At 42.0% G+C, this 18,831-nt stretch carries 17 protein-coding genes; 9 read left to right on the top strand and 8 right to left on the bottom strand.

Annotation, left to right across the window (positions count from 1 at the left end):
* Position 1 precedes the first annotated feature (1 nt).
* The 5 genes from MHB79_RS18340 to MHB79_RS18320 form a co-directional block, all read right to left on the bottom strand.
* Positions 2-1,210, bottom strand: a complete 1,209-nt coding sequence (locus MHB79_RS18340; RefSeq protein WP_340990465.1) for a glycoside hydrolase family 53 protein — start codon at positions 1,208-1,210, stop codon at positions 2-4.
* Positions 1,211-1,221: 11 nt separating this feature from the next.
* Positions 1,222-2,064, bottom strand: a complete 843-nt coding sequence (locus MHB79_RS18335) for a sugar ABC transporter permease (protein ID WP_340990462.1) — start codon at positions 2,062-2,064, stop codon at positions 1,222-1,224.
* A gap of 1 nt (position 2,065) precedes the next feature.
* Positions 2,066-3,304 carry a carbohydrate ABC transporter permease gene (locus MHB79_RS18330; RefSeq protein WP_080984766.1) on the bottom strand — a complete coding sequence of 413 codons (1,239 nt, stop codon included), beginning with the start codon at positions 3,302-3,304 and terminating at the stop codon, positions 2,066-2,068.
* Positions 3,305-3,442: 138 nt separating this feature from the next.
* Complete coding sequence (locus tag MHB79_RS18325) at positions 3,443-4,708, bottom strand: extracellular solute-binding protein (protein WP_327839451.1); 1,266 nt, start codon at positions 4,706-4,708, stop codon at positions 3,443-3,445.
* A gap of 172 nt (positions 4,709-4,880) precedes the next feature.
* Positions 4,881-5,876 (bottom strand): LacI family DNA-binding transcriptional regulator, encoded by a 996-nt coding sequence (locus MHB79_RS18320; protein ID WP_310425133.1) that lies wholly within the window; start codon positions 5,874-5,876, stop codon positions 4,881-4,883.
* Positions 5,877-6,048: 172 nt separating this feature from the next.
* Between MHB79_RS18320 and MHB79_RS18315 the strand changes: the two genes are divergently transcribed.
* Complete coding sequence (locus MHB79_RS18315) at positions 6,049-6,948, top strand: LysR family transcriptional regulator (protein ID WP_340990458.1); 900 nt, start codon at positions 6,049-6,051, stop codon at positions 6,946-6,948.
* Positions 6,949-7,170: 222 nt separating this feature from the next.
* Here the strand turns inward: MHB79_RS18315 and MHB79_RS18310 are convergent, their stop codons facing one another.
* From MHB79_RS18310 to MHB79_RS18300, 3 genes are all read right to left on the bottom strand, one after another.
* Entirely contained in the window at positions 7,171-8,847 is a 1,677-nt protein-coding gene (locus MHB79_RS18310) for a hypothetical protein (protein WP_340990456.1), read from the bottom strand.
* Positions 8,848-8,929: 82 nt separating this feature from the next.
* The gene (locus tag MHB79_RS18305) at positions 8,930-9,340 is read right to left on the bottom strand and encodes a hypothetical protein (RefSeq protein WP_226804492.1); all 411 of its coding nucleotides are present in this window, start codon (positions 9,338-9,340) and stop codon (positions 8,930-8,932) included.
* Positions 9,341-9,352: 12 nt separating this feature from the next.
* Entirely contained in the window at positions 9,353-10,831 is a 1,479-nt protein-coding gene (locus tag MHB79_RS18300) for a lipase family protein (RefSeq protein WP_340990452.1), read from the bottom strand.
* 132 nt (positions 10,832-10,963) lie between these two features.
* Here MHB79_RS18300 and MHB79_RS18295 point away from each other — a divergent pair, with 132 nt between their 5' ends.
* From MHB79_RS18295 to MHB79_RS18260, 8 genes are all read left to right on the top strand, one after another.
* Complete coding sequence (locus MHB79_RS18295) at positions 10,964-11,464, top strand: DUF1433 domain-containing protein (RefSeq protein ID WP_251190602.1); 501 nt, start codon at positions 10,964-10,966, stop codon at positions 11,462-11,464.
* A 69-nt stretch (positions 11,465-11,533) separates the two neighbouring features.
* Entirely contained in the window at positions 11,534-12,013 is a 480-nt protein-coding gene (locus MHB79_RS18290) for a DUF1433 domain-containing protein (protein ID WP_340990451.1), read from the top strand.
* 63 nt (positions 12,014-12,076) lie between these two features.
* A complete protein-coding gene (locus MHB79_RS18285) occupies positions 12,077-12,556 on the top strand; it encodes a DUF1433 domain-containing protein (protein ID WP_340866622.1) in 480 nt (159 codons plus the stop codon).
* A gap of 97 nt (positions 12,557-12,653) precedes the next feature.
* Complete coding sequence (locus MHB79_RS18280; RefSeq protein ID WP_340866621.1) at positions 12,654-13,589, top strand: nucleoside hydrolase; 936 nt, start codon at positions 12,654-12,656, stop codon at positions 13,587-13,589.
* 92 nt (positions 13,590-13,681) lie between these two features.
* Positions 13,682-14,539 carry a MurR/RpiR family transcriptional regulator gene (locus MHB79_RS18275; protein ID WP_044140358.1) on the top strand — a complete coding sequence of 286 codons (858 nt, stop codon included), beginning with the start codon at positions 13,682-13,684 and terminating at the stop codon, positions 14,537-14,539.
* 185 nt (positions 14,540-14,724) lie between these two features.
* On the top strand, positions 14,725-16,269 hold the full coding sequence (gene gntK / locus MHB79_RS18270; protein WP_253622001.1) for a gluconokinase: 1,545 nt from the start codon (positions 14,725-14,727) through the stop codon (positions 16,267-16,269).
* 24 nt (positions 16,270-16,293) lie between these two features.
* On the top strand, positions 16,294-17,622 hold the full coding sequence (locus MHB79_RS18265) for a GntP family permease (protein ID WP_003214692.1): 1,329 nt from the start codon (positions 16,294-16,296) through the stop codon (positions 17,620-17,622).
* A gap of 80 nt (positions 17,623-17,702) precedes the next feature.
* The gene (locus MHB79_RS18260; RefSeq protein WP_322000023.1) at positions 17,703-18,809 is read left to right on the top strand and encodes a DNA alkylation repair protein; all 1,107 of its coding nucleotides are present in this window, start codon (positions 17,703-17,705) and stop codon (positions 18,807-18,809) included.
* Positions 18,810-18,831: the final 22 nt, after the last annotated feature.

The following is an 18,831-nucleotide window of genomic DNA, read 5'->3' as shown; positions in this document are numbered from 1 at the left end:
ATTACGGTGTCATTTGTTTAAATACGTCTAGAGAAGGCAGTGCTTTTCCGTTGAAATCAAACATCGCTTGATTTTCCCAAGCATTTCCGACCGTACCGGTTGTTTGGATATAAGCCAGCCCATATTGACTTGACCACGGGGCGCCTTTCGCTGGGATCCAAAGCGGCTCCCAATAAAAGAAACCTTTCCCGCGATTGTTTTTCACTTGTGAAATTTTTTCTGATAGATCTCGTATAAAAGATGCCTGGCCTTGAGGTGAAGCTGGGTAGCCGGCAGTATTGACTGAATCTTGGTTAAATGAGTTTTCTAGGTTGTCGCCATTTGCTGTTGTAAAACCGTAGGCGGTTTCTACCACGATGACGTCTTTGTTATAGCGGACGCTAATATCATTCATATTGTTAGTAAGACCGCTAAATCCGCCGTCCCAATACGGGTAATAAGATAGACCGATCGTATCGAATGAGACGCCTCGTTTGTTGATTTCATCAAACCACCAGCGGGAGGCGCCATTGTCCCCACCATGGGCAAGGTGAAGCATGATGTTGATATTTGAATCGACAGAGCGGACTGCATTTGTGCCAGCCTTTAGCAAAGCGGCGAGCCGGTCAAATTCACCGCCGCCTTCACCCCAGCTTTTGCCGTTCGGCCACAGCATGCCTGAGTTCAATTCGTTTCCGACCTGTACCATGTTCGGCAGCGCATTTTGGGCTCTCATCGCTTTGAGTACATCCCCTGTGTAAGTGCCAACCGCTTTTACTAAATCGTTTTGTGAAAGAGATGCCCATGCTTTCGGTTTGAACTGTTTACCAGGATCAGTCCAGAAATCACTGTAGTGAAAATCAAGCAGCACTTTCATATTTTGTGCTTTTGCGCGTTTCGATAAAGCGATCGCTGTATTGAGATCGTTTGTCCCGCCGTTATAGGCACGGCCTTGATTGTCGTATGGGTGGTTCCACAGTCTAATACGCACATAGTTGACGCCTTTTTCCTTTAATAGCTTGAGCGGGTCCACCTGTTTTCCATTTTGGTCGAAGTATCTGCCGCCGCTTCTCTCCACTTCCGCAAGCATGGAGATATCGGCTCCTTTAATGAAATCACCTTGCAGTCCATTGATCGGCTGAACGGAAATGGCATCCGCTTTTGCTTCAGGTAAAATCCCTAATCCCATCAAAAAGAAAACGACAACCGTGACGAGCATCCATTTCTTCATCAAATCTCCCCTTATCCTTTTGTCCCGCCTTGTGTGAGGCCGGACACAAATTGTTTTTGTAACACAAGAAACAATAAAGCGACTGGAATCGCAATGAGTAAAGCCCCGGCTGCAAAGGTCGTGTAGCTGGCCCCCATTTTGTCTGACACAAGATTGTACAGACCGATCGGGAGTGTATACATTTCGGGTGAGCGGACAATGACACTGGAGATGATGAAATCACCCAGTGGTCCTGTAAATGAGTTGATGGCGACAACCGCCAAAATAGGTTTAGCAAGCGGCATAATAATTTGGATGAAAATTCGAAAATGCCCTGCGCCGTCCATTCTGGCTGATTCATCAAGATCCTTCGGAATCGCATCAAGATAGCCTTTCATTAAATACGTATTCATCGGAATTTGTCCGCCTGCATAAATCAAAATCAGTGCAAGATGGCTGTTAATCAGCCCAAGCATTTGAGCCAAAACGAAAATCGCAATCAGCGCTGAAAATTGAGGAATCATTTGCAGCAGTAAAAAGAGCATCAGCCCATTTTTCCGTCCTTTGAAACGGAATCTAGAAAAGGCATAGCCTGTAAAGCTCACAAGAATCAGCGTTAACAACATTGTGGCAATACTGATCTTCATGGAGTTCCAATACCATTTTGCATAAAGTGCTCCCGGGCCAAAGAAGAGCTCGGTAAAGTGACTGAACGTTGGATTCTTCGGAAACATACTTGTGCTCATAAGGCTGTTTCCAGGATTAAAGGAAGCACCGATCGTCCAAAGCAGTGGATATAGAATACAAATGGAGGCAATGAAAAGGATAAAATAAGTAATGCTCAGGCGAATGAGCTTGTTTTGTTTTGATTCCATATCACATCATGTCCTCCTCTTTGAATGAATTCGTTCTCTTAAACTGCCAGAGTGCAATGGCGATGACAAAGATTGAAAGTAAAATCGTGACAGCCGCAGCGAGTGCATATTGAGAGGACTGCATCGTGAGTTTATAAATCCAAGACACCAAGATGTCCGTTCCCCCAGCGGTTGACCCCGCAACAGGCGGTCCCCCGCCATTAAATAAGTAGATGATATTAAAGTTGTTAAAATTAAACGTATATTGTGTGATGAGGATGGGTGCAATGGAATAGAGAACAAGCGGTAACGTGATGGACCGGAATTTCTGAAAAAAATTGGCTCCATCAATGGTCGCAGCCTCATATAAATCCTCGGGAATCGCCTGCAAAACGCCTGTTGTCATAATGAAAACGAAAGGAAATCCAAGCCAAGTCTGCATCGCAATGAGGGCAATTTTGCTCCAAAATGGATCTGTTAGCCATGGTTTTGGATCAATCCCTATCGATGCAAAAAGTGTATTGTTAATGGCCCCAAATGTATCATTGAACAGTCCAGCAAACACCAAAATGGTCACAAAGCCCGGAACAGCCCAAGGGAGAATCAAAATGGTTCTAAAAAACCGTTTTCCCTTTAAATCCTTCTGATTGAGCAGAACCGCTAAAAAGATGCCGAGGGCACATTGAAGGGTCGACGCGGCCAAAGTCCATACGACGGTCCAGCCAAGTACATCAATGAAGGTGTCTCTCCAAATATCAATGGAAAAGATATTTTGAAAGTTCTTGATTCCTACCCAGTCGATCAGATTGGCAGGAGGCGAGTGATATAAATCATAGTTCGTAAAGGCAAGCGCAAAGCTGAACATAATAGGAAAGACAACAGAAAATAGAAGTAAAAAGAAAGCAGGAGTGCTCATTAAGTAAGGAAAGCCTTGATCGATGAGCTGATGATATTGAGCACGGATGGAATGAAGTGGTACCCCTTGATCCCGTTTCTTTCCATTCATAAAAGCATCACGCATCATGAGTACATAAAAGCCGATACCAAAACCAGCTGTTAACAGCGCAATAATCCCCTTTGCTAAAAGAAAAACAGAGTTGTCACGAGGCAGCATTGTCCCAAGTGTGAACAGTCCCCAGAAGCCAATATTGAATAAATCATAAAATACAATCAAAAAAGCGGCGCCGAACAGGAAAAAGAGTGCCCCTTTGCCGTACTGTTTGTTGTATATCTGCCCCATCCCGGGTATAAAGGAGAACATTAGCGCCCGTCTCCGGTGTGTCTTTGATTCCACTATGTGTGTGCGGTCTAGTTCAAGGTTACCCGTCACGTCTAACACCTACTTCATATAAAATTAGATCAACTACGGGCAGTTTGATAGACTACCCGCATTTGATGGTTATTTGGAGTGATTTGCTTTAATTTGAGAGTCGATTTGATTGACCGCATCATCAAGTGCCTTTTTCACATCTGTACGACCAGTTGCAATGAGACCTAATGCACTATCAATCGGCTTCCACACCTCTTCCATTTCAGGATTGTTCGGTGTCAGTGTGGCGTATTTCGTTTGTTTAGAAACAGCATCCGCATTTGCGTTTTCCGTAATGATTGGATCTTTCATCAGTTTTTTCACTGGTGGAATTTCCTCTGTTAATTCAAAGCGCTTCTTTGAATTTTTTTCGTTCGTGATAAATTCAACAAATTTCTCAGCAAGTTCTTTATTTTTAGAATAAGAGGAGACGTTGTAGCTTTTTACACCTAAAAATGAGCTCATATGTTTTCCGTTAGGGAGTGTTGGCAGCTCGGCCACACCATAGTCAATACCCGCCTCTTTATATGGACCAAATGACCAAGGACCAGAAATGACGGCTGCTGCTTTTTTCTCTGTAAATAAGGAGTTGAGGACATTGATTCCTTGTTCACCAATGATGCCTTTCGGGAAAAGTCCTTCGCTAAAGAATTTTTGAATGTATTCTCCGCCTTGGATGGCGCCATCATTGTTCAGACCAATGTCATTGACATCATAAGAGCCATCATTTTTCTGCTTGAAAATATAGCCTCCAGATCCGCCTAAAACACTTTGTGCGTAGTAAATTTCATCCCATTTCGCAACAAAACCGTACTTTCCGTCTTTTGTCAGCTTTTTCGAAAGATCATACCAGCCATCAAGTGTCGTTGGTGCCTTTTTGACAAGATCTTTGTTATAAAAAAGGACAGTGGTTTCAACGGATTTTGGCAGACCATACAGTTTTCCATCTACCGTTTGTGATTGAATCGATTCGTCTGTGAAGGAGTTGATCACTTTTTGATCTGGCTTGATTTCCTGTAATAGCCCCTCAGTGACAGCTGATCCAATTTGATTGTGAGGCATCGTGATGACGTCTGGACCTGTCCCAGCTGCTCCATCTAGACGGAGAGCTTCGATTTGGTCGGCATAAGCTTTTTCGACCACTTTGATTTTCACATCATGTTGTTTTTCGAATTCTTTTACAGCGTCTTGAATCCCCTCAGTTTTTTTGACATCCTCCCACACTAGTAAGGTCTTTGTACCTGTAGATGCTGGCTGTGTTCCGCTTGAATTGTCATCTCCCGGTCCGCAAGCTGAAAGCAGAAGCACAGCAGTCCCAACGACTGCTGATAATGTCGCCCATTTTCCCTTTTTCATTGGTAATCCCCTCTCGTTCTTTTTTCACAGATGATAAGAAAACGCTTTCTTAATGTGAGAATATCAACTTGAGTAAAAAAAGTAAACATATTTTATTAAATTTATTAAGTAAAATTTTTTACTGGTGTAGAGAGAAAAGAAGCCCTCCACATTGGATGGGGCTTCCGGTTGTTTAGATTGTACTTTTTCGAAAGACAGGTTCTGAGGCAATCAGCACAGTTTTCGGTAATGTTCTGCCGTCTACAAGTCTTTCTAACAGTAAATCAACTGCTGTTTCACAAAGTAAAGACGTGTGGATATGATACGTGGTGAGCGGTGGTGACACATATTGAGAAACATGAATATCGTTGATACTAAAGACGCTCACGCGGTTCGGCAGAGAAAATCCGCGCTCGTTTAATGCTTGTAAGCAGCCGATGGCAAGAGGATCACTAGCGACACAAAAAGCGGAAGGCAGGTCATCACCAAGCTCATCAATCGCCTTCATCATCAGCGCATAACCTTCATCTACTGAGAAATGGTGACCGACATAGACAAATCGTTCATCAAGGACATTGTGAGCCATCATATATTCACGGAAAGTCGTTTCTCGAATATCTGGAATATGCATATTCGTATTCAGATCTAGGTCTGTGCCGCCAATGAATCCAATGGATGTGTGTTCTTTTTCAATAAAAGATCCGATGATCTTTTCAACAATTCGTTTCAGGTTTGGCTTTACAGAATCAATACGGTCTTCATCTGGTGACGTATCAATAAAAACGATATGCTGGGTGATCTCATATAATTGGTCAAGCTCTGACGTTTTAAATCGGCCGATGGCAATGATCCCTTCTGTAGAAGGATCAATGGAGTGAAGCCCATCAGATGGATTGTAAGCGGTGACATTTAAACTCCGAGTATTCGTAAGTTCCTCGATGCCCAGACGGATGGATTTAAAATAAATATCTTCAAGCTCTTCCTTTTCGGTCATCCAATAGAGAAAGGCGATTTTTTTTAATGAATGTTTGAATGTTTTCTTTTGATAGGACAAAGCTTCAGCGGCGGCGTATACTTTCTCGCGTGTTTGATCCGTGACAGATAGGTTGGGGTCTTGGTTCAGTACGCGAGATACAGTCGCAATGGATAATCCGGCTTTTTCAGCAATGTCCTTTATTTTAGCTGCCAAATCAGCACCTCCTATAGAAAATATCTCCTTCTAGTATAGAGTCTTTAAAAAAATTAGTAAATATTTTTATTAAATTGTTTTCAGTTAAGCGCTTCTTTACGCACTGGGAAGGAATTAGTAAGATATATATAAGAAAGGTTTTGGATTAAGATTTCTGATAGGAGAGGGACCGATGTATTACGATGCACTGAAGATATTTGTGACAGTTGTGGAAGAGAAAAACTTTACAAAGGCAGCCCAAAAGCTGCGGATTTCTCAGCCGAGTGTCAGTCTTCATATTAAGAACTTGGAGCAGGAATTCCAGACCGTTCTGCTCAATCGTTCGCCAAAGCAATTAACTGTTACACCAACTGGGGATATGCTGTACCATCGATCAAAACAAATCATTCGTTTATATGAACAGGCGAAGCAGGATATTTATGAGCATCATCATCTGGCAAGAGGGAAGCTGACAATCGGGGCGAGTTTTACCATTGGAGAGTACGTGCTGCCGCAAATATTGGCAGAGTTTCATCAGCTCTATCCGCATGTGGACATTGAGGTGGTCATTGATAACACAGAGGCGATCGCCAGTCATGTCCGCTTATTCCATGTCGACATCGGTTTGATCGAAGGACAGACGAATGACAAAGAACTGACAGTAGAAACTTTTCTAGAAGACGAGCTCTATATCGTCGCGCCATTAGATCACCCCTTTGCTAAGAAAAAGGATGTCACGATTGATCAACTGCAAAACGAAACATGGATCACAAGAGAAGAGGGATCAGGTACCGGGGAATACTTACAGCACGTCCTGAAATCAAATGGACTGAAAGCACGGACATTTGTGACGTTTAGCAGCAATCAGGCGATTAAAGAGGCTGTGATTCATGGAATGGGGCTTTCTGTTTTATCTAAATATGTCCTCCAACGAGGCAGCATTGGCGGTGAATTGGCTGTCATTTCTGTGAGGGGAATGGATTTCAAACGTAAATTCTCCTATGTCGAGTCACCCATGACAGGGGGAAATAAAAATAAGGAATTGCTTGTTGAATTGTTAAGGAAAGAGAGAAAAGACGCTTCTCCTCAGTAGGAGAAGCATCTCAGCGTGTAGACAAACCCTCGCATTCGGTGTCAGGTCTTCGCTCCGGTGCTCACGAATGTCCAATTCGCTCCGCTCCGGTACTCGCCCTTCCTAGACTGCAAAGGTTTTCTATCACGCTGAAAAGAAGACAAAGGGCTAAAATCAAGATCATTTTAGCCCTTTGTCAATAATCTGAAAAGATGCTTCTCCTCAGTAGGAGAAGCATCTTTTTTATAACCCTTTAATGTTGATCTCATCAACTGGAAGGAAGATTTCACCCGTATCTGTGTATTTCATGGTGACCTGATCGCCTTCTTTTAAATAAATGACGAGAGGTTCTTTTTCAGATGACATGGTGTAGCTTTTCCCATCGTCTAGCAGGAAGGTAACGGTTGTATAATCACCGGTCTTTTCTTTGTAGACTCGTTTGACTTTCCCTGTCGTTTCTTTCTTTTCCTGCTTAGAGGAACTGTTAACGGTACCGCCGCCTTTTTGCAGAGCTGTCTTATAGGCTCTCAGTGCTTCGTTTGGTGTAGAAGCGTACGCAGCGATTTCAGGATTGGCTGCAGACACGATAAAGTAGTTTTGCAGGAATCCATTTGAATCGAGAACCGGCGTGAGCCAGCTGGCTTCTCCATAGAAATTATACAGAATCGGCATGCGACCTTTCCATTTCTTCTCGATGAAACGTTTCTCGATAATTTGCAGAGCGCCTTGAGAATCCATATAGGACGCTTCAAGATTACCGGTATAATAAGTCGCTTTTCCTGTTCGGGCATTTGTCAGGGCATATCCAAGCATCGAATCAACGCCCTCTTTCGGACTTGTGAAATCTGTGAAGTAGTACATATCTCCTTTTGCATCAAACACCGGACTCACATTGGCTTCTGTTCCTTCATCTGAAGGCAGCTTCACATCTGATTTTCCAAACATACTGTTCCAGAAACCGTGAATATAGTTTCCGAAATAACTGTTTTGCAGACTGACCGCTTCTGGTGAAACAGCCCCATCAATAAAAGTAGGTACTTGATCTAGAGCATATTTCTTCGTTGCACCTGTTTTGGCATCAACAACGACCACACCGGAAGCTTTAAAGCCGTTTCGGGCAGAGATAAAATCGCCATACGTGCGAATGTAATAAGGCTTTCCATCATCATTGATTTCCAGCTGTGTGTCGCCGTAGAAAATCAAATCAGGGTATTGAAGGCGAATATGACGTTCAATTTCTTTGTTGAAATAAGAGGAAGGTGTGTAAACCATCTCTGTTTTCACAAACTTTGGATTGGCAGATGAGTCGGTCGCACTTAATGTAAAGTAACCCGGCGTACTCCCTGAACGAATCCATTTAAAGAAATCCGAGAATTCCACTGGGGCGATGTACACATACTCACCGTTGACCTTCTGGATTTGCAGGCTGCCAAGCTCATAGTAACTTGTGTTCGGAACCTGTCCGAACGATTTCTTCATTTTGTTCCGAGCAAATTGAGGCGGGACACTCGCAGGTGTTTCCGTCTCATCAAACGCTTTGATTTCGACCTTTTGATCCATTTTGGAGACATCAAATTTCTCATTCGCATTGAATAGAAAAGCTGTCGCCATATAAATGCCGAGCAGTAAGAGAATAAGAAACAGCACGCCTTTGATCTTACGCTCCAATCCAACTGATAAAAAGGCGCCTGCTGCTGTCACAACAAGTCCAATCAACCAGAGGGATGAAGGATTACGATCCAAATTGGTCATATAATAGAAAACAAAAATACCGACCATGAACAGCAAAGCAAGGCCTGCAATCCACATTAGCGGAACCTGCTGTTCTGTCCCTTTCTTTCTAACGATCAACTTGAGTGGTGTGAGCAAGAGGGTCAAGACAAGACCGATCACAACCGAAAACAACAAAATATATCCCACAAACAGATCTCCTTTCAAATCAATCACTCTTTTAGTATATACGAGTGAGACGAGGAAAAGATTCATCGGACGGAAGGTTCATCTAAATGCCAATCGAGTCGATGGCGGATTGAACATCTTCTTTCAGTTCGTAAAACTTGAGTCTTTGCTCGATTTTCTCTGTTAAGGCGTCAATGGCTTGTCCTGACATATGCGTATGGATGCGCTTTTGATGTTTATACACTTTGATCTGAAGCTCATCAATTAGATCTAAAATTTTTCCCGCTTCTTGGCGGTCTTCTGCAAATTCATGTTGAAGCTGATGCCGGATGGCTCTGATTAGCGCTGTTTTCTGCTCTTCTTTGATCTTTGCTTTCAAAGCAGCCAGCTCTGCTGGTGTCATGTCTTCAGTGCGAAAGTTTGTTTGAGAAAAGACGGAGCTTGATGTATGCGTATCTGTCATTCGTTGCAAGAAACGGTCTGCATCTGTTGGTTGTTTCTTTGAAAATTCCATTCCTCGTTCTCCTTAAGAAATGCCCATATTCTTTGCCAGGGCTGTATCTGCATCATGGTATTCTTTCCCTAGCTGGCTCATATCATCTGATATTGAGTCCAGCCACCTTTTTATATTCATCGCGCTATCAATCGCTGTATCATACTCTTTGACGGAATAGAACTCATTCTCAAGTCCCTCTGTTTTTAAGTGGCGAATTACAGCATCCACATCTGATGCCGTCAGCTGGTCATACGAACCAAAACCGACAATTTGTTTGTATCTCGAACGAACTCGTTCTACCGATTGATCCACTTTGTCATCGAGTTTCTCGATTTTGCGAATGATTTGCTGCATATGGTGCTCGGCATATGTCGAGAATTTACGACCTGTGTTCATGAGAACATGCGACTTGATTAAAATCGCCACCACACTTTGCGGGTGAACATTCGACTGACTCAATTGATGTAACATGGCGGCAGTGAGAGAAGGGTTTTTTCTCAACATATCATCAATGGTTTCAACGGAGCCATCTGATGAAAAGGCATACCGATCTAAGCCATGGCTGCCAGCAAGGGCTTCAAGGAATAAATTCGCATCCAGTGAAGGATTCACACTCATTGCCCGATTGAGGAGATCTTTCATGAATTGGACGGCTTTGGAGGAGTCCTCGGAGTAATCGACGCCTTCAGGTAAAGCGGCATCATACATCACTTTCACACGACCGATTTCTGTCGTATGTCGATTTAAAAGAGAAAGCCCGTCATTGAGATTGATATATTCTGTTAATCTACTGCGGTAATCACCTTTTAATGCTTTGGCTTGGAGGCCATCCGATAGATTGGGGTAAATATTCGGATTCTCAAAGGTGACCCCGCCTTTAATAAAATCATTTTTAACAAGAACATAGGACGCATTCGACCCGCCAAGTGAATGCCCTGTCACATACATCTTGGCATTTGGCATTTTCTTATGTATTTCTTTCGCATACCGATCTGCTTGAACCATTTGATTCTCTGCGCCATGTTCAAAGGGAATATTTTTAATCAGATACTTTGTATCCGAAACCATCCAATCTTGAACAATTTCATTTGTATAGGTGGTTGTGCCTGTTGTCATCTTAGTCGTCACTTCCTGTGAAGCCTTCGACCGACTAAAAGGAGGCAGCTTTGTCAAAATGGTAGAAAGAAGATCATCTGACTCTTTTTTTCCATGTTTTTTAATGGTATCTTTATATTGGCCTGCGCCAATCGGTTCTGACCCGCGGTAGGCGATGACGGCGTTTTTGATTTTGGTGAGGTCTCTTCCTTCATTTGATCTAATGAATTCTTCTTCAGAAACAAGAGTTAAGGCATTGAGTCCTTTTTCTGTTTCTTTATGGTCAACGACGTACATGAGTCTATCATTATTTAATTTTATTTGTTTAAAATCGTTATAATTCTGTATATCATAAGATTTTGAAGATATATCTTTGAAATCTTTGTCAGTTAAATTAATACCAGATGACTTCATGGGTTATATTTACACTCCTGTTATATTTATCTTTAATCATTATATTATATGGTAGTATAAATATCTATTATTGATGAGAGTTAATATAAAAAATTAAATCTATTATCACAAAAAAGGTGGATATTATTACTAATGAAAAATACAATTAAAATTCTGTGTTTTTTAATTCTCATAATTGTCATAGCAATACTTTTACTTATTTTTCAAAATGAAAAGCAAAAAAAGGAAAATGATTCAGGGGGAGGAAATACCGTGCAAGAAAAAAGCGATCAAGAAAAAGCAGAAGAGTTTGCAGAGAAGATGAAACCAAAAATCGAAGAAGATTTACATAAAATGGACATTCACAACTTTATAAAATCTATTACGTTCGAAAAAGATGTGACTATTAATCCCATGGGGGATATTGTTATTAACGGGTATGTGAATGATGAGCCGGTAAAGTACAATTTTTCAGCATCCCTACAATATAGGTCTAAAAAGATAGGTTCAATGAGTTATTCATACGAGTTATCAATTCGATTCAGGGACTGGGAAAAATATAAAGATGAACCAGAATTAAAAGAAAATTTCCTGAAAAGTCTTCCCAAAAAGGAACGCGAACAATATCTGAAAGATGTTGGTGAAAAAGAGTAAAACAGGTACTAGCTTACCTGTTTTTATTTTGTCAAGGCTGATTAAGTTCACTAAGGGGGTTTGTCTTATATGAGAAACGTAATGAAACTATCTATCATTATTGTGGTTGTCATCATCTCAGTTACTGCCTTTGTTGTTGAGTATATTGATCATAGTGTGTCAGAGGAAATAGCGGAAGAGAAGAACGATCAAGAAATAGCAGAAGATTTTGCAGAGAAGATGAAGCCTAAGGTTGAAGAGCACTTGCACAAAAGAGATATTCATAACTTTATCAAAACCATAACGTTTGAAAAAGATGTGACCATCAATCCTATGGGGGATATTATAATCGATGGCTATATAAATAATGAACCGGAGAAGTACGGATTTTCAGCTTCTTTACAATATAGAGCTAAAAAAATAGGTTCAATGAGTTATGATCCTGAGTTGTCATATCGTTTTAAAGATTGGGATAAATTTAAAGATGAACCAGAATTAAAGGAAAACTATCTTAAAAGACTCTCTGAAAAGGAACGAGAACAGTATCTTAAGGATATTGGAGATAAATAATAAAACAGGTAATCACCTACCTGTTTTTTATTTTTCATTATTAAGAAGGTGGCAATGGTAGACATGAAAAACACAATAAAACTTGTATCTGTTTTGGTCGTTATCAGCATTGTCTCAGTGACTTCGTTAATCACTCAGCACAATAAGCAAAGTAAATCAAATGATGTGGTAAAAGAAAAGAGCGATCAAGAAAAAGCAGAAGAGCTCGCAGAAAAAATGAAGCCTAAAATAGAAGAATTTTTACGCAAAGAAGACATCCATCAATTTATTAAGACCATAACGTTTAAGAAGAGGGTAACTATTGATCCAATGGGCTACATCGTAATTAGAGGATATATAAATGGTGAGCCAGAAAAGTACGAGTTCTCCGCTTCATTAAAGTATAGAACAAAAAAAATCGGTTCAATGAGTTATTCAGCAGAACTAGGAGATCGTTTTGAGAACTGGGATGATTTTAATCCTCAAGTGAAAGAAGACTATCTGAATAGTTTATCTAAAAAAGAACGCGAACAGTATCTCAAAGACATCGGAGAAAAGGAGTAATTACAAGTGTTCAACTTCTGATTATCTCCAAATCGTTGAAAAGGTATATGCTATCATTCCCCTAACAACACTTTCAAATAAGGGAGAGATTTCACCCATGCCAAATACTAAGAAATTGATCTTGGACGTAGATACTGGAATCGATGATGCGATTGGGATTTTGCTGGCGGTGAAAAGTCAGCAGTTTGATATTTTGGGGATTACAACGGTGTGTGGGAATGTGTCTGTCGATGCGGCTACATTGAATACGTGTAAAGTGCTTGAGCTGGTTGAGGCAGATGATATTCCTGTCATCAAAGGTGCAGCAACCCCTCTTTTAAGAGAGCCCCATTATGAACATCGGGTTCACGGAGAGGATGGGATTGGCGGTGCTTTAAAGGATGCTCAGCCTATGAAAAAAGCAGATGCTGGTTTTGCGCCTGATTTTATCATCGACCGGGTGATGCAGTATTCGAAGCAGGTTACGCTTGTGTTGACAGGACCTTTAACGAATTTAGCCCTTGCAGTGAAAAAGTGTCCTGAGCTGATTCATCACGTGAAAGAAGTCATTTTTATGGGTGGTGTCGTTGAGGGTCAGGGGAATGTCACGCCGGTAGCGGAATTTAATACATATGCAGACCCAGAAGCGGCAAAGTTAGTGCTGGATGCAGGGTTCCCTTCATTGACTCAAGTGGGATTAGATGTCACGAGACAGGTCTTGCTTACGGATGAAAGAATTGATGCGATTCAGAATGAAACGTTGGCCCATTATATTAGAGAGAGTACAAGCATTTATCGTCAGCGCTATTTTGAGCGCAATGGTGTGTGGGCGTGTGCCATGCATGATCCGCTTGCTGTCAGTCTTGCCATTGACAAGCAGCTCGTGAGCACACAGGCTTTTCATGTGGACGTCGAGACGAAGAGTGAGTTTTGTGATGGACAGATGATCTGTGATTTTCAGCATCAATGGGAGAAAGAGCGCAACGTTCAAGTGTGTACGGATGTAAATGCTGACGCTTTCTTTGATTTATTGATCAAAACAATGAACGCTTAAAAAAGAAGTCTGTGCAAACAGGCTTCTTTTTTATAAGATGGGAACATGAGGAAATGTATGCGTTCACATGAATAAGGGAGGAGTGAAGTCAATTGGCTTCTGTTAGTTTAAGTAGTATTGAAAAAATACGAGCAGCAAGCAGGGGATTGCCGCCAAAGCTGAAAGCAATTGCAGAGCATATTACGAGTGAGCCCCGCGACATCATCCATTTATCTATTGTCGAGCTTGCGAAAAAAACTGCAAGCTCAGAGGCAACGATTTTTCGTCTTTGTAAAAGGCTTGGATTTGAGGGCTTTCAAGATTTGAAGATTGCTATTGCCCAGGAAATAGACCAAACAAAGCCTAATTATGTAGATGAAGAAATGAGTCTTGATGATGATATGGCTATTTTTATGCAAAAGGTTTTTCAGACGAATATATCCGCTTTAAAGGATAGCTTTCAATTGTTGAATCCAGAGGATGTAGAAAAAGCCATACAAATCATTCATGAAGCAAAACGCTTAGAGTTTTATGGAAGTGGTGGATCTGGGCTCATTGCGACAGACGCTTTTCATAAATTTATGAGGACAGGCATCAACTGTATTGTTCACACAGATTCTCACTTTCAAGCGATGTCTGCTGGTCTTCTTGATCAGCACAGTACAGTGATCGGTATATCTCATTCTGGACGAAATAAAGATTTGCTCGATGCGATGAAAACAGCAAAGAGTAAAGGAGCTAAAACCATCGGTATTACAAGCTATCAGCGCTCACCATTGAGTCAGCTTGCAGATGTCACGTTGTATACTGCGACACAAGAAACGGCTTTTCGAACAGAAGCGATGTCCGCAAGACTTGCGCAGCTGACGGTCATTGACGTTCTATATTTTGCACTTGCTCACTTAAGGCAGCAGGAAACAATAACAAATTTAAAGCAAATGCGAGAAACCATTTCACAAAAAAGGGTGTAATGATTCCAAAAATAAATTTTTCTGATAATGAAAAATGCTGATGTGGTAACGATTGTGAGCTTTTTATTGAAAATAATTTTCTTTTCGGTCGTTGAATGTCGAAAAAAATATTTTTATAATGGGATCTAACAGGCAATTCAAAAACTACATATGTGACTTCAAATCAATGATTGGGCGTGATACAGATGAAGGGGAACCAGGCGGTAATTGGTTTGGATATTGGAACAACAAGTACAAAGGCGGTTCTGTTTGGACCTCAGGGGAAGGTATTAGCGAAGCATTCAGTTCCTTATGAGCTCATTCAGCCCCAGCCAGCATGGGTTGAACAGGATCCTGAAAAGATATTAGAAGCCGTCATTGCGAGTGTAAGAGGTGCATTGACGAAAGCAGCATTTGATGAAGAAAATCTTATAGGCATCGGGATAAGCACAGCGATGCATTCCTTAATTGTGATGGATAAGGATGGAAAAACATTAACGAACAGTATCATTTGGGCAGATAACAGAAGTGCAGAACAAGCGAAACGAATCAAATCAGATATGGATGGCTTCCACATTTATAAAAGGACAGGTACACCGATCCATCCAATGTCACCGCTTTCAAAAATACGTTGGATCAAGGAAATGGCACCTGAAGTCTTCAAGAAGGCAGCAAAATTTATTTCGATCAAAGAATATATTCTTTATCATTTTTTCGGTCAGTATGTCGTCGATTATTCAATCGCTTCAGCAACGGGACTGTTCCAATTGGAAACGCTTCGATGGGATGAGAAGGCGCTTCGTATTGCTGGAATTGAAGCCTGTCAACTATCTGAACTTGTCCCAACGACATATCAACTGAAAGGACTTCAGCCAGAGATTGCACTGCGCATGGGCATTAAAGAAGATACACCATTTGTCATTGGTGCGAATGATGGCGTTCTAGCGAATTTAGGTGTGGGCGCGATTGGCAAAGGAGAGGTGGCTGTTACGATTGGGACAAGCGGTGCTGTCCGTACGGTTGTAGACAAACCAATTACAGATGAGCAATCAAGAACGTTCTGCTATGCCCTGACAGATAAGCATTGGGTTGTAGGAGGACCGACCAATAATGGCGGGATCATGCTGAGATGGCTGAAGGATGAATTCGGGTCATCAGAGGTGGAGGTAGCAAAGCGTCTAGGTGTGGACCCTTACGATCTGATGATGGACATCGCGGAAAAGGTTCCAGCTGGTTCTGAGGGTCTGCTGTTTCTGCCATTTTTATCAGGTGAGCGGGCACCTTATTGGAATCCAAATGCGAGAGGCACCTTCTTTGGAATCGGTCTTCAGCATAAGCGGGAGCATTTTATTAGAGCTGTGTTAGAAGGCGTCATTATGAGTGTTTTCTCGATCGGTGTTGCCTTAAGAGATTTAACCGGTTCAGCAAAGGATGTCAGAGCTTCGGGCGGATTTGCACGATCTCCGCTGTGGCGGCAAATTTTAGCGGATACGATGGGTAGAGAAGTGCTTGTTCCAGAAAGCTACGAGGCGTCAGCACTGGGGGCGGCTGTCCTTGCACTTTATAGTTTAGGTCATATGGAAGAGATAGAAGAGGTTCAAGAGTGGATTCGAATCTCTGCTCGTCATGAACCTAATATGAAGAACAATGAAACTTACATAGAGCTGTTTTATTTATATGAGCGCCTCTACGACAAACTGAAGGATGAATTTGATGTCATTAGTGCGCTGCAATTAAAACAAAATCGTTAAACATCAGGGAAAAGGTGGGAGAACATGCTTTTATTCATCGTGATTGCGGCGATTGTCCTTTTACTCATTCTCATTACAGTCGTTAAGTTGAATCCATTTGTGAGCTTAATTATTACTTCGATGCTAGTGGGCTTTGCAACGGGGATGGATTTGCAGGAAATCATTCAATCGATTAAAACGGGATTAGGCAATACGTTATCATTGCTGGCCATTGTTCTAGCGCTTGGTACCATGCTTGGGAAAATGATGGCTGAATCAGGGGGAGCAGAGCGAATAGCTCAAACTTTAATCGGCCGGTTTGGGACGAAAAATGTGCATTGGGCAATGATGTTTGTTGCTTTTATCGTGGGGATACCTGTCTTTTTCCAGGTCGGTTTCGTTCTTCTCATTCCTTTACTTTTTACAATTGCCATTGAAACAGGCATCTCGCTCGTGACCATTGGGATCTCGTTAATCGCTGGCTTGTCTGTCGTGCATGGGCTAGTCCCGCCTCATCCAGCGGCAATGGCAGCCGTTGGCATCTATCATGCCAACGTGGGGAAAACCATTTTCTTCTCTATTATTGTGGGATTGCCGACAGCGATTATTGCTGGCCCGCTGTACGGTAAGTGGATTGGAAAACGGATACATAAACCCGTTCCGGAGATGCTGAGAAAGCAATTCACTGAACGAAATGAAGATCGAAGGCTCCCCGGCTTTGCGAATACGATGTTTACCATATTGGTGCCGGTGATTCTGATGCTTCTTGCCACATTGGCGGACATTATCTTACCAGAGGACAATATGTGGTTCCAGGTATTCAAGTACATCGGAGATCCAATAACAGCACTGCTGATTGCAACAGTTTATTCATTTTTCAGTCTTGGCTTTATGCAAGGAATGAGCCGTGACCGGGTGCTTTCCTTTAGTAATGAGTGCTTAGGTCCGATCGCTTCCATCTTGCTTGTCATTGGAGCAGGAGGAGCTTTCAATAATGTGCTCATTGATTCAGGTGTCGGTGATTATATTGCAGATTTAGCCAAACACTCGCCGATTTCACCGATTTTGCTTAGCTGGCTGATTGCTGCAGTGATTCGTGTGGCAACAGGATCTGCGACGGTATCCATGATGACGGCAGCAGGTATTGTAGCACCAATTGCTGCAACTATGCCTGATGTGAGCAGGGAGCTGCTTGTGTTAGCAACAGGAGCAGGTTCATTAATTTTATCTCACGTCAATGACTCTGGTTTTTGGCTGATCAAGGAGTATTTTGGTATGACCATTAAAGAGACGTTTTTGACATGGACGGCTATGGAGACGATCATTTCCGTTAGTGCCATTGCATTTATTATGATCATTAATATGTTTATATAGCGAACAACAGCCTAGTTCTTTGGAATTGGGCTCTTTTTAATACCACTTTCTTCAGATTGGGGTAAAATAATGATATTGAAATGTGGGAGGTGGACACGATCGAACCATTAAAACATGTGTACAATGAATTATTTATCCAAGAATTAGCGGAGAAACTTACGCAGGCTTCAACTGTATTTGATGCTGAGCCATTCCAGCGGCTCGTATTTCAAGAGGATTGGCAGCAGCTTGAGTTAAAAGGACGGATGAGACGAGTCACTGAATCGATGCATGCCTGTCTACCAGAGGATTATGAGGAGGCAATTGAGGTACTGCGTCAGGCAGCCCCGCATTTTTCAGGACTTAGTGCGCTCGTATTTCCAGACTACGTCGAGACGTACGGCCTTGCACACTGGGACCTCTCGATCAAGGCGCTCGAATTCTTCACACCCTTTTCCACTTCTGAATTTGCCGTTCGGCCATTTCTGATTCAAGATCAGGACAAAATGCTGGCGCAAATGCTCGTATGGTCTCAGGATCAAGAAGAGCATTTACGGAGGCTGGCTAGTGAAGGCTGCAGACCGCGTCTGCCATGGGGCTTATCTGTCCCTTCGCTTAAAAAGAATCCTTCGGTCACGCTGCCCATTTTGGAAAACTTGAAGGAAGACCCGTCGCGGTATGTGCAAAAAAGTGTAGCGAATCATTTAAATGATATCTCTGCAATTCAGCCAGATCTGATGAAACAGACAGTTCAAAACTGGTATGGAACCAACAAACATACGAACTGGATTGTTAAACATGCATCCCGTACTTTACTCAAAAAAGGAGATCCAGATATTATGGCGTTGTTTGGCTATGGGGACGATCCATCCGTTCAGGTAACGGATTTGAAGATCATACAAAACCCTATTCGGATCGGTGAGAAAATGACATTTCATTTTACCCTACAAGCCGATAAGCCGCTAAAGCTGCGTGTAGAGTATGCCATAGACTACGTCAAAGCTCGGGGGATTCGCAATCAAAAGGTATTTAAAATCACAGAGTTTGAAACAGACGCAACGTTACATAGAGAATTCGTCAGGTCACAGTCTTTTCAAAATATGACGACAAGAAAACACTATGAAGGAACCCATACATTAACAATCATCATCAATGGCATCCAGAAAGCGTCAGTTGATTTTGAAGTGACAGAAGACAGCAGCTCATGAAAAAACCCGCCTCATTGGCGGG

Source organism: Bacillus sp. FSL M7-0558 (assembly GCF_038003245.1).
GTDB classification, from domain to species: domain Bacteria; phylum Bacillota; class Bacilli; order Bacillales; family Bacillaceae; genus Bacillus; species Bacillus pumilus.
This window is presented reverse-complemented; position numbering and strand designations above follow the sequence as displayed.

What these genes read in the sequence shown, in the direction of transcription:
- MHB79_RS18300 (WP_340990452.1), bottom strand. Translation starts at nt 10,831, where the DNA reads ATGAAGTCATCTGGTATTAATTTAACTGACAAAGATTTCAAAGATATA.
- MHB79_RS18280 (WP_340866621.1), top strand. Translation starts at nt 12,654, where the DNA reads ATGCCAAATACTAAGAAATTGATCTTGGACGTAGATACTGGAATCGAT.
- MHB79_RS18330 (WP_080984766.1), bottom strand. Translation starts at nt 3,304, where the DNA reads ATGTTCTCCTTTATACCCGGGATGGGGCAGATATACAACAAACAGTAC.
- MHB79_RS18265 (WP_003214692.1), top strand. Translation starts at nt 16,294, where the DNA reads ATGCTTTTATTCATCGTGATTGCGGCGATTGTCCTTTTACTCATTCTC.
- MHB79_RS18295 (WP_251190602.1), top strand. Translation starts at nt 10,964, where the DNA reads ATGAAAAATACAATTAAAATTCTGTGTTTTTTAATTCTCATAATTGTC.
- MHB79_RS18340 (WP_340990465.1), bottom strand. Translation starts at nt 1,210, where the DNA reads ATGAAGAAATGGATGCTCGTCACGGTTGTCGTTTTCTTTTTGATGGGA.
- MHB79_RS18285 (WP_340866622.1), top strand. Translation starts at nt 12,077, where the DNA reads ATGAAAAACACAATAAAACTTGTATCTGTTTTGGTCGTTATCAGCATT.
- MHB79_RS18315 (WP_340990458.1), top strand. Translation starts at nt 6,049, where the DNA reads ATGTATTACGATGCACTGAAGATATTTGTGACAGTTGTGGAAGAGAAA.
- gntK (WP_253622001.1), top strand. Translation starts at nt 14,725, where the DNA reads ATGAAGGGGAACCAGGCGGTAATTGGTTTGGATATTGGAACAACAAGT.
- MHB79_RS18325 (WP_327839451.1), bottom strand. Translation starts at nt 4,708, where the DNA reads ATGAAAAAGGGAAAATGGGCGACATTATCAGCAGTCGTTGGGACTGCT.
- MHB79_RS18290 (WP_340990451.1), top strand. Translation starts at nt 11,534, where the DNA reads ATGAGAAACGTAATGAAACTATCTATCATTATTGTGGTTGTCATCATC.
- MHB79_RS18335 (WP_340990462.1), bottom strand. Translation starts at nt 2,064, where the DNA reads ATGGAATCAAAACAAAACAAGCTCATTCGCCTGAGCATTACTTATTTT.
- MHB79_RS18305 (WP_226804492.1), bottom strand. Translation starts at nt 9,340, where the DNA reads ATGGAATTTTCAAAGAAACAACCAACAGATGCAGACCGTTTCTTGCAA.
- MHB79_RS18260 (WP_322000023.1), top strand. Translation starts at nt 17,703, where the DNA reads ATGTGGGAGGTGGACACGATCGAACCATTAAAACATGTGTACAATGAA.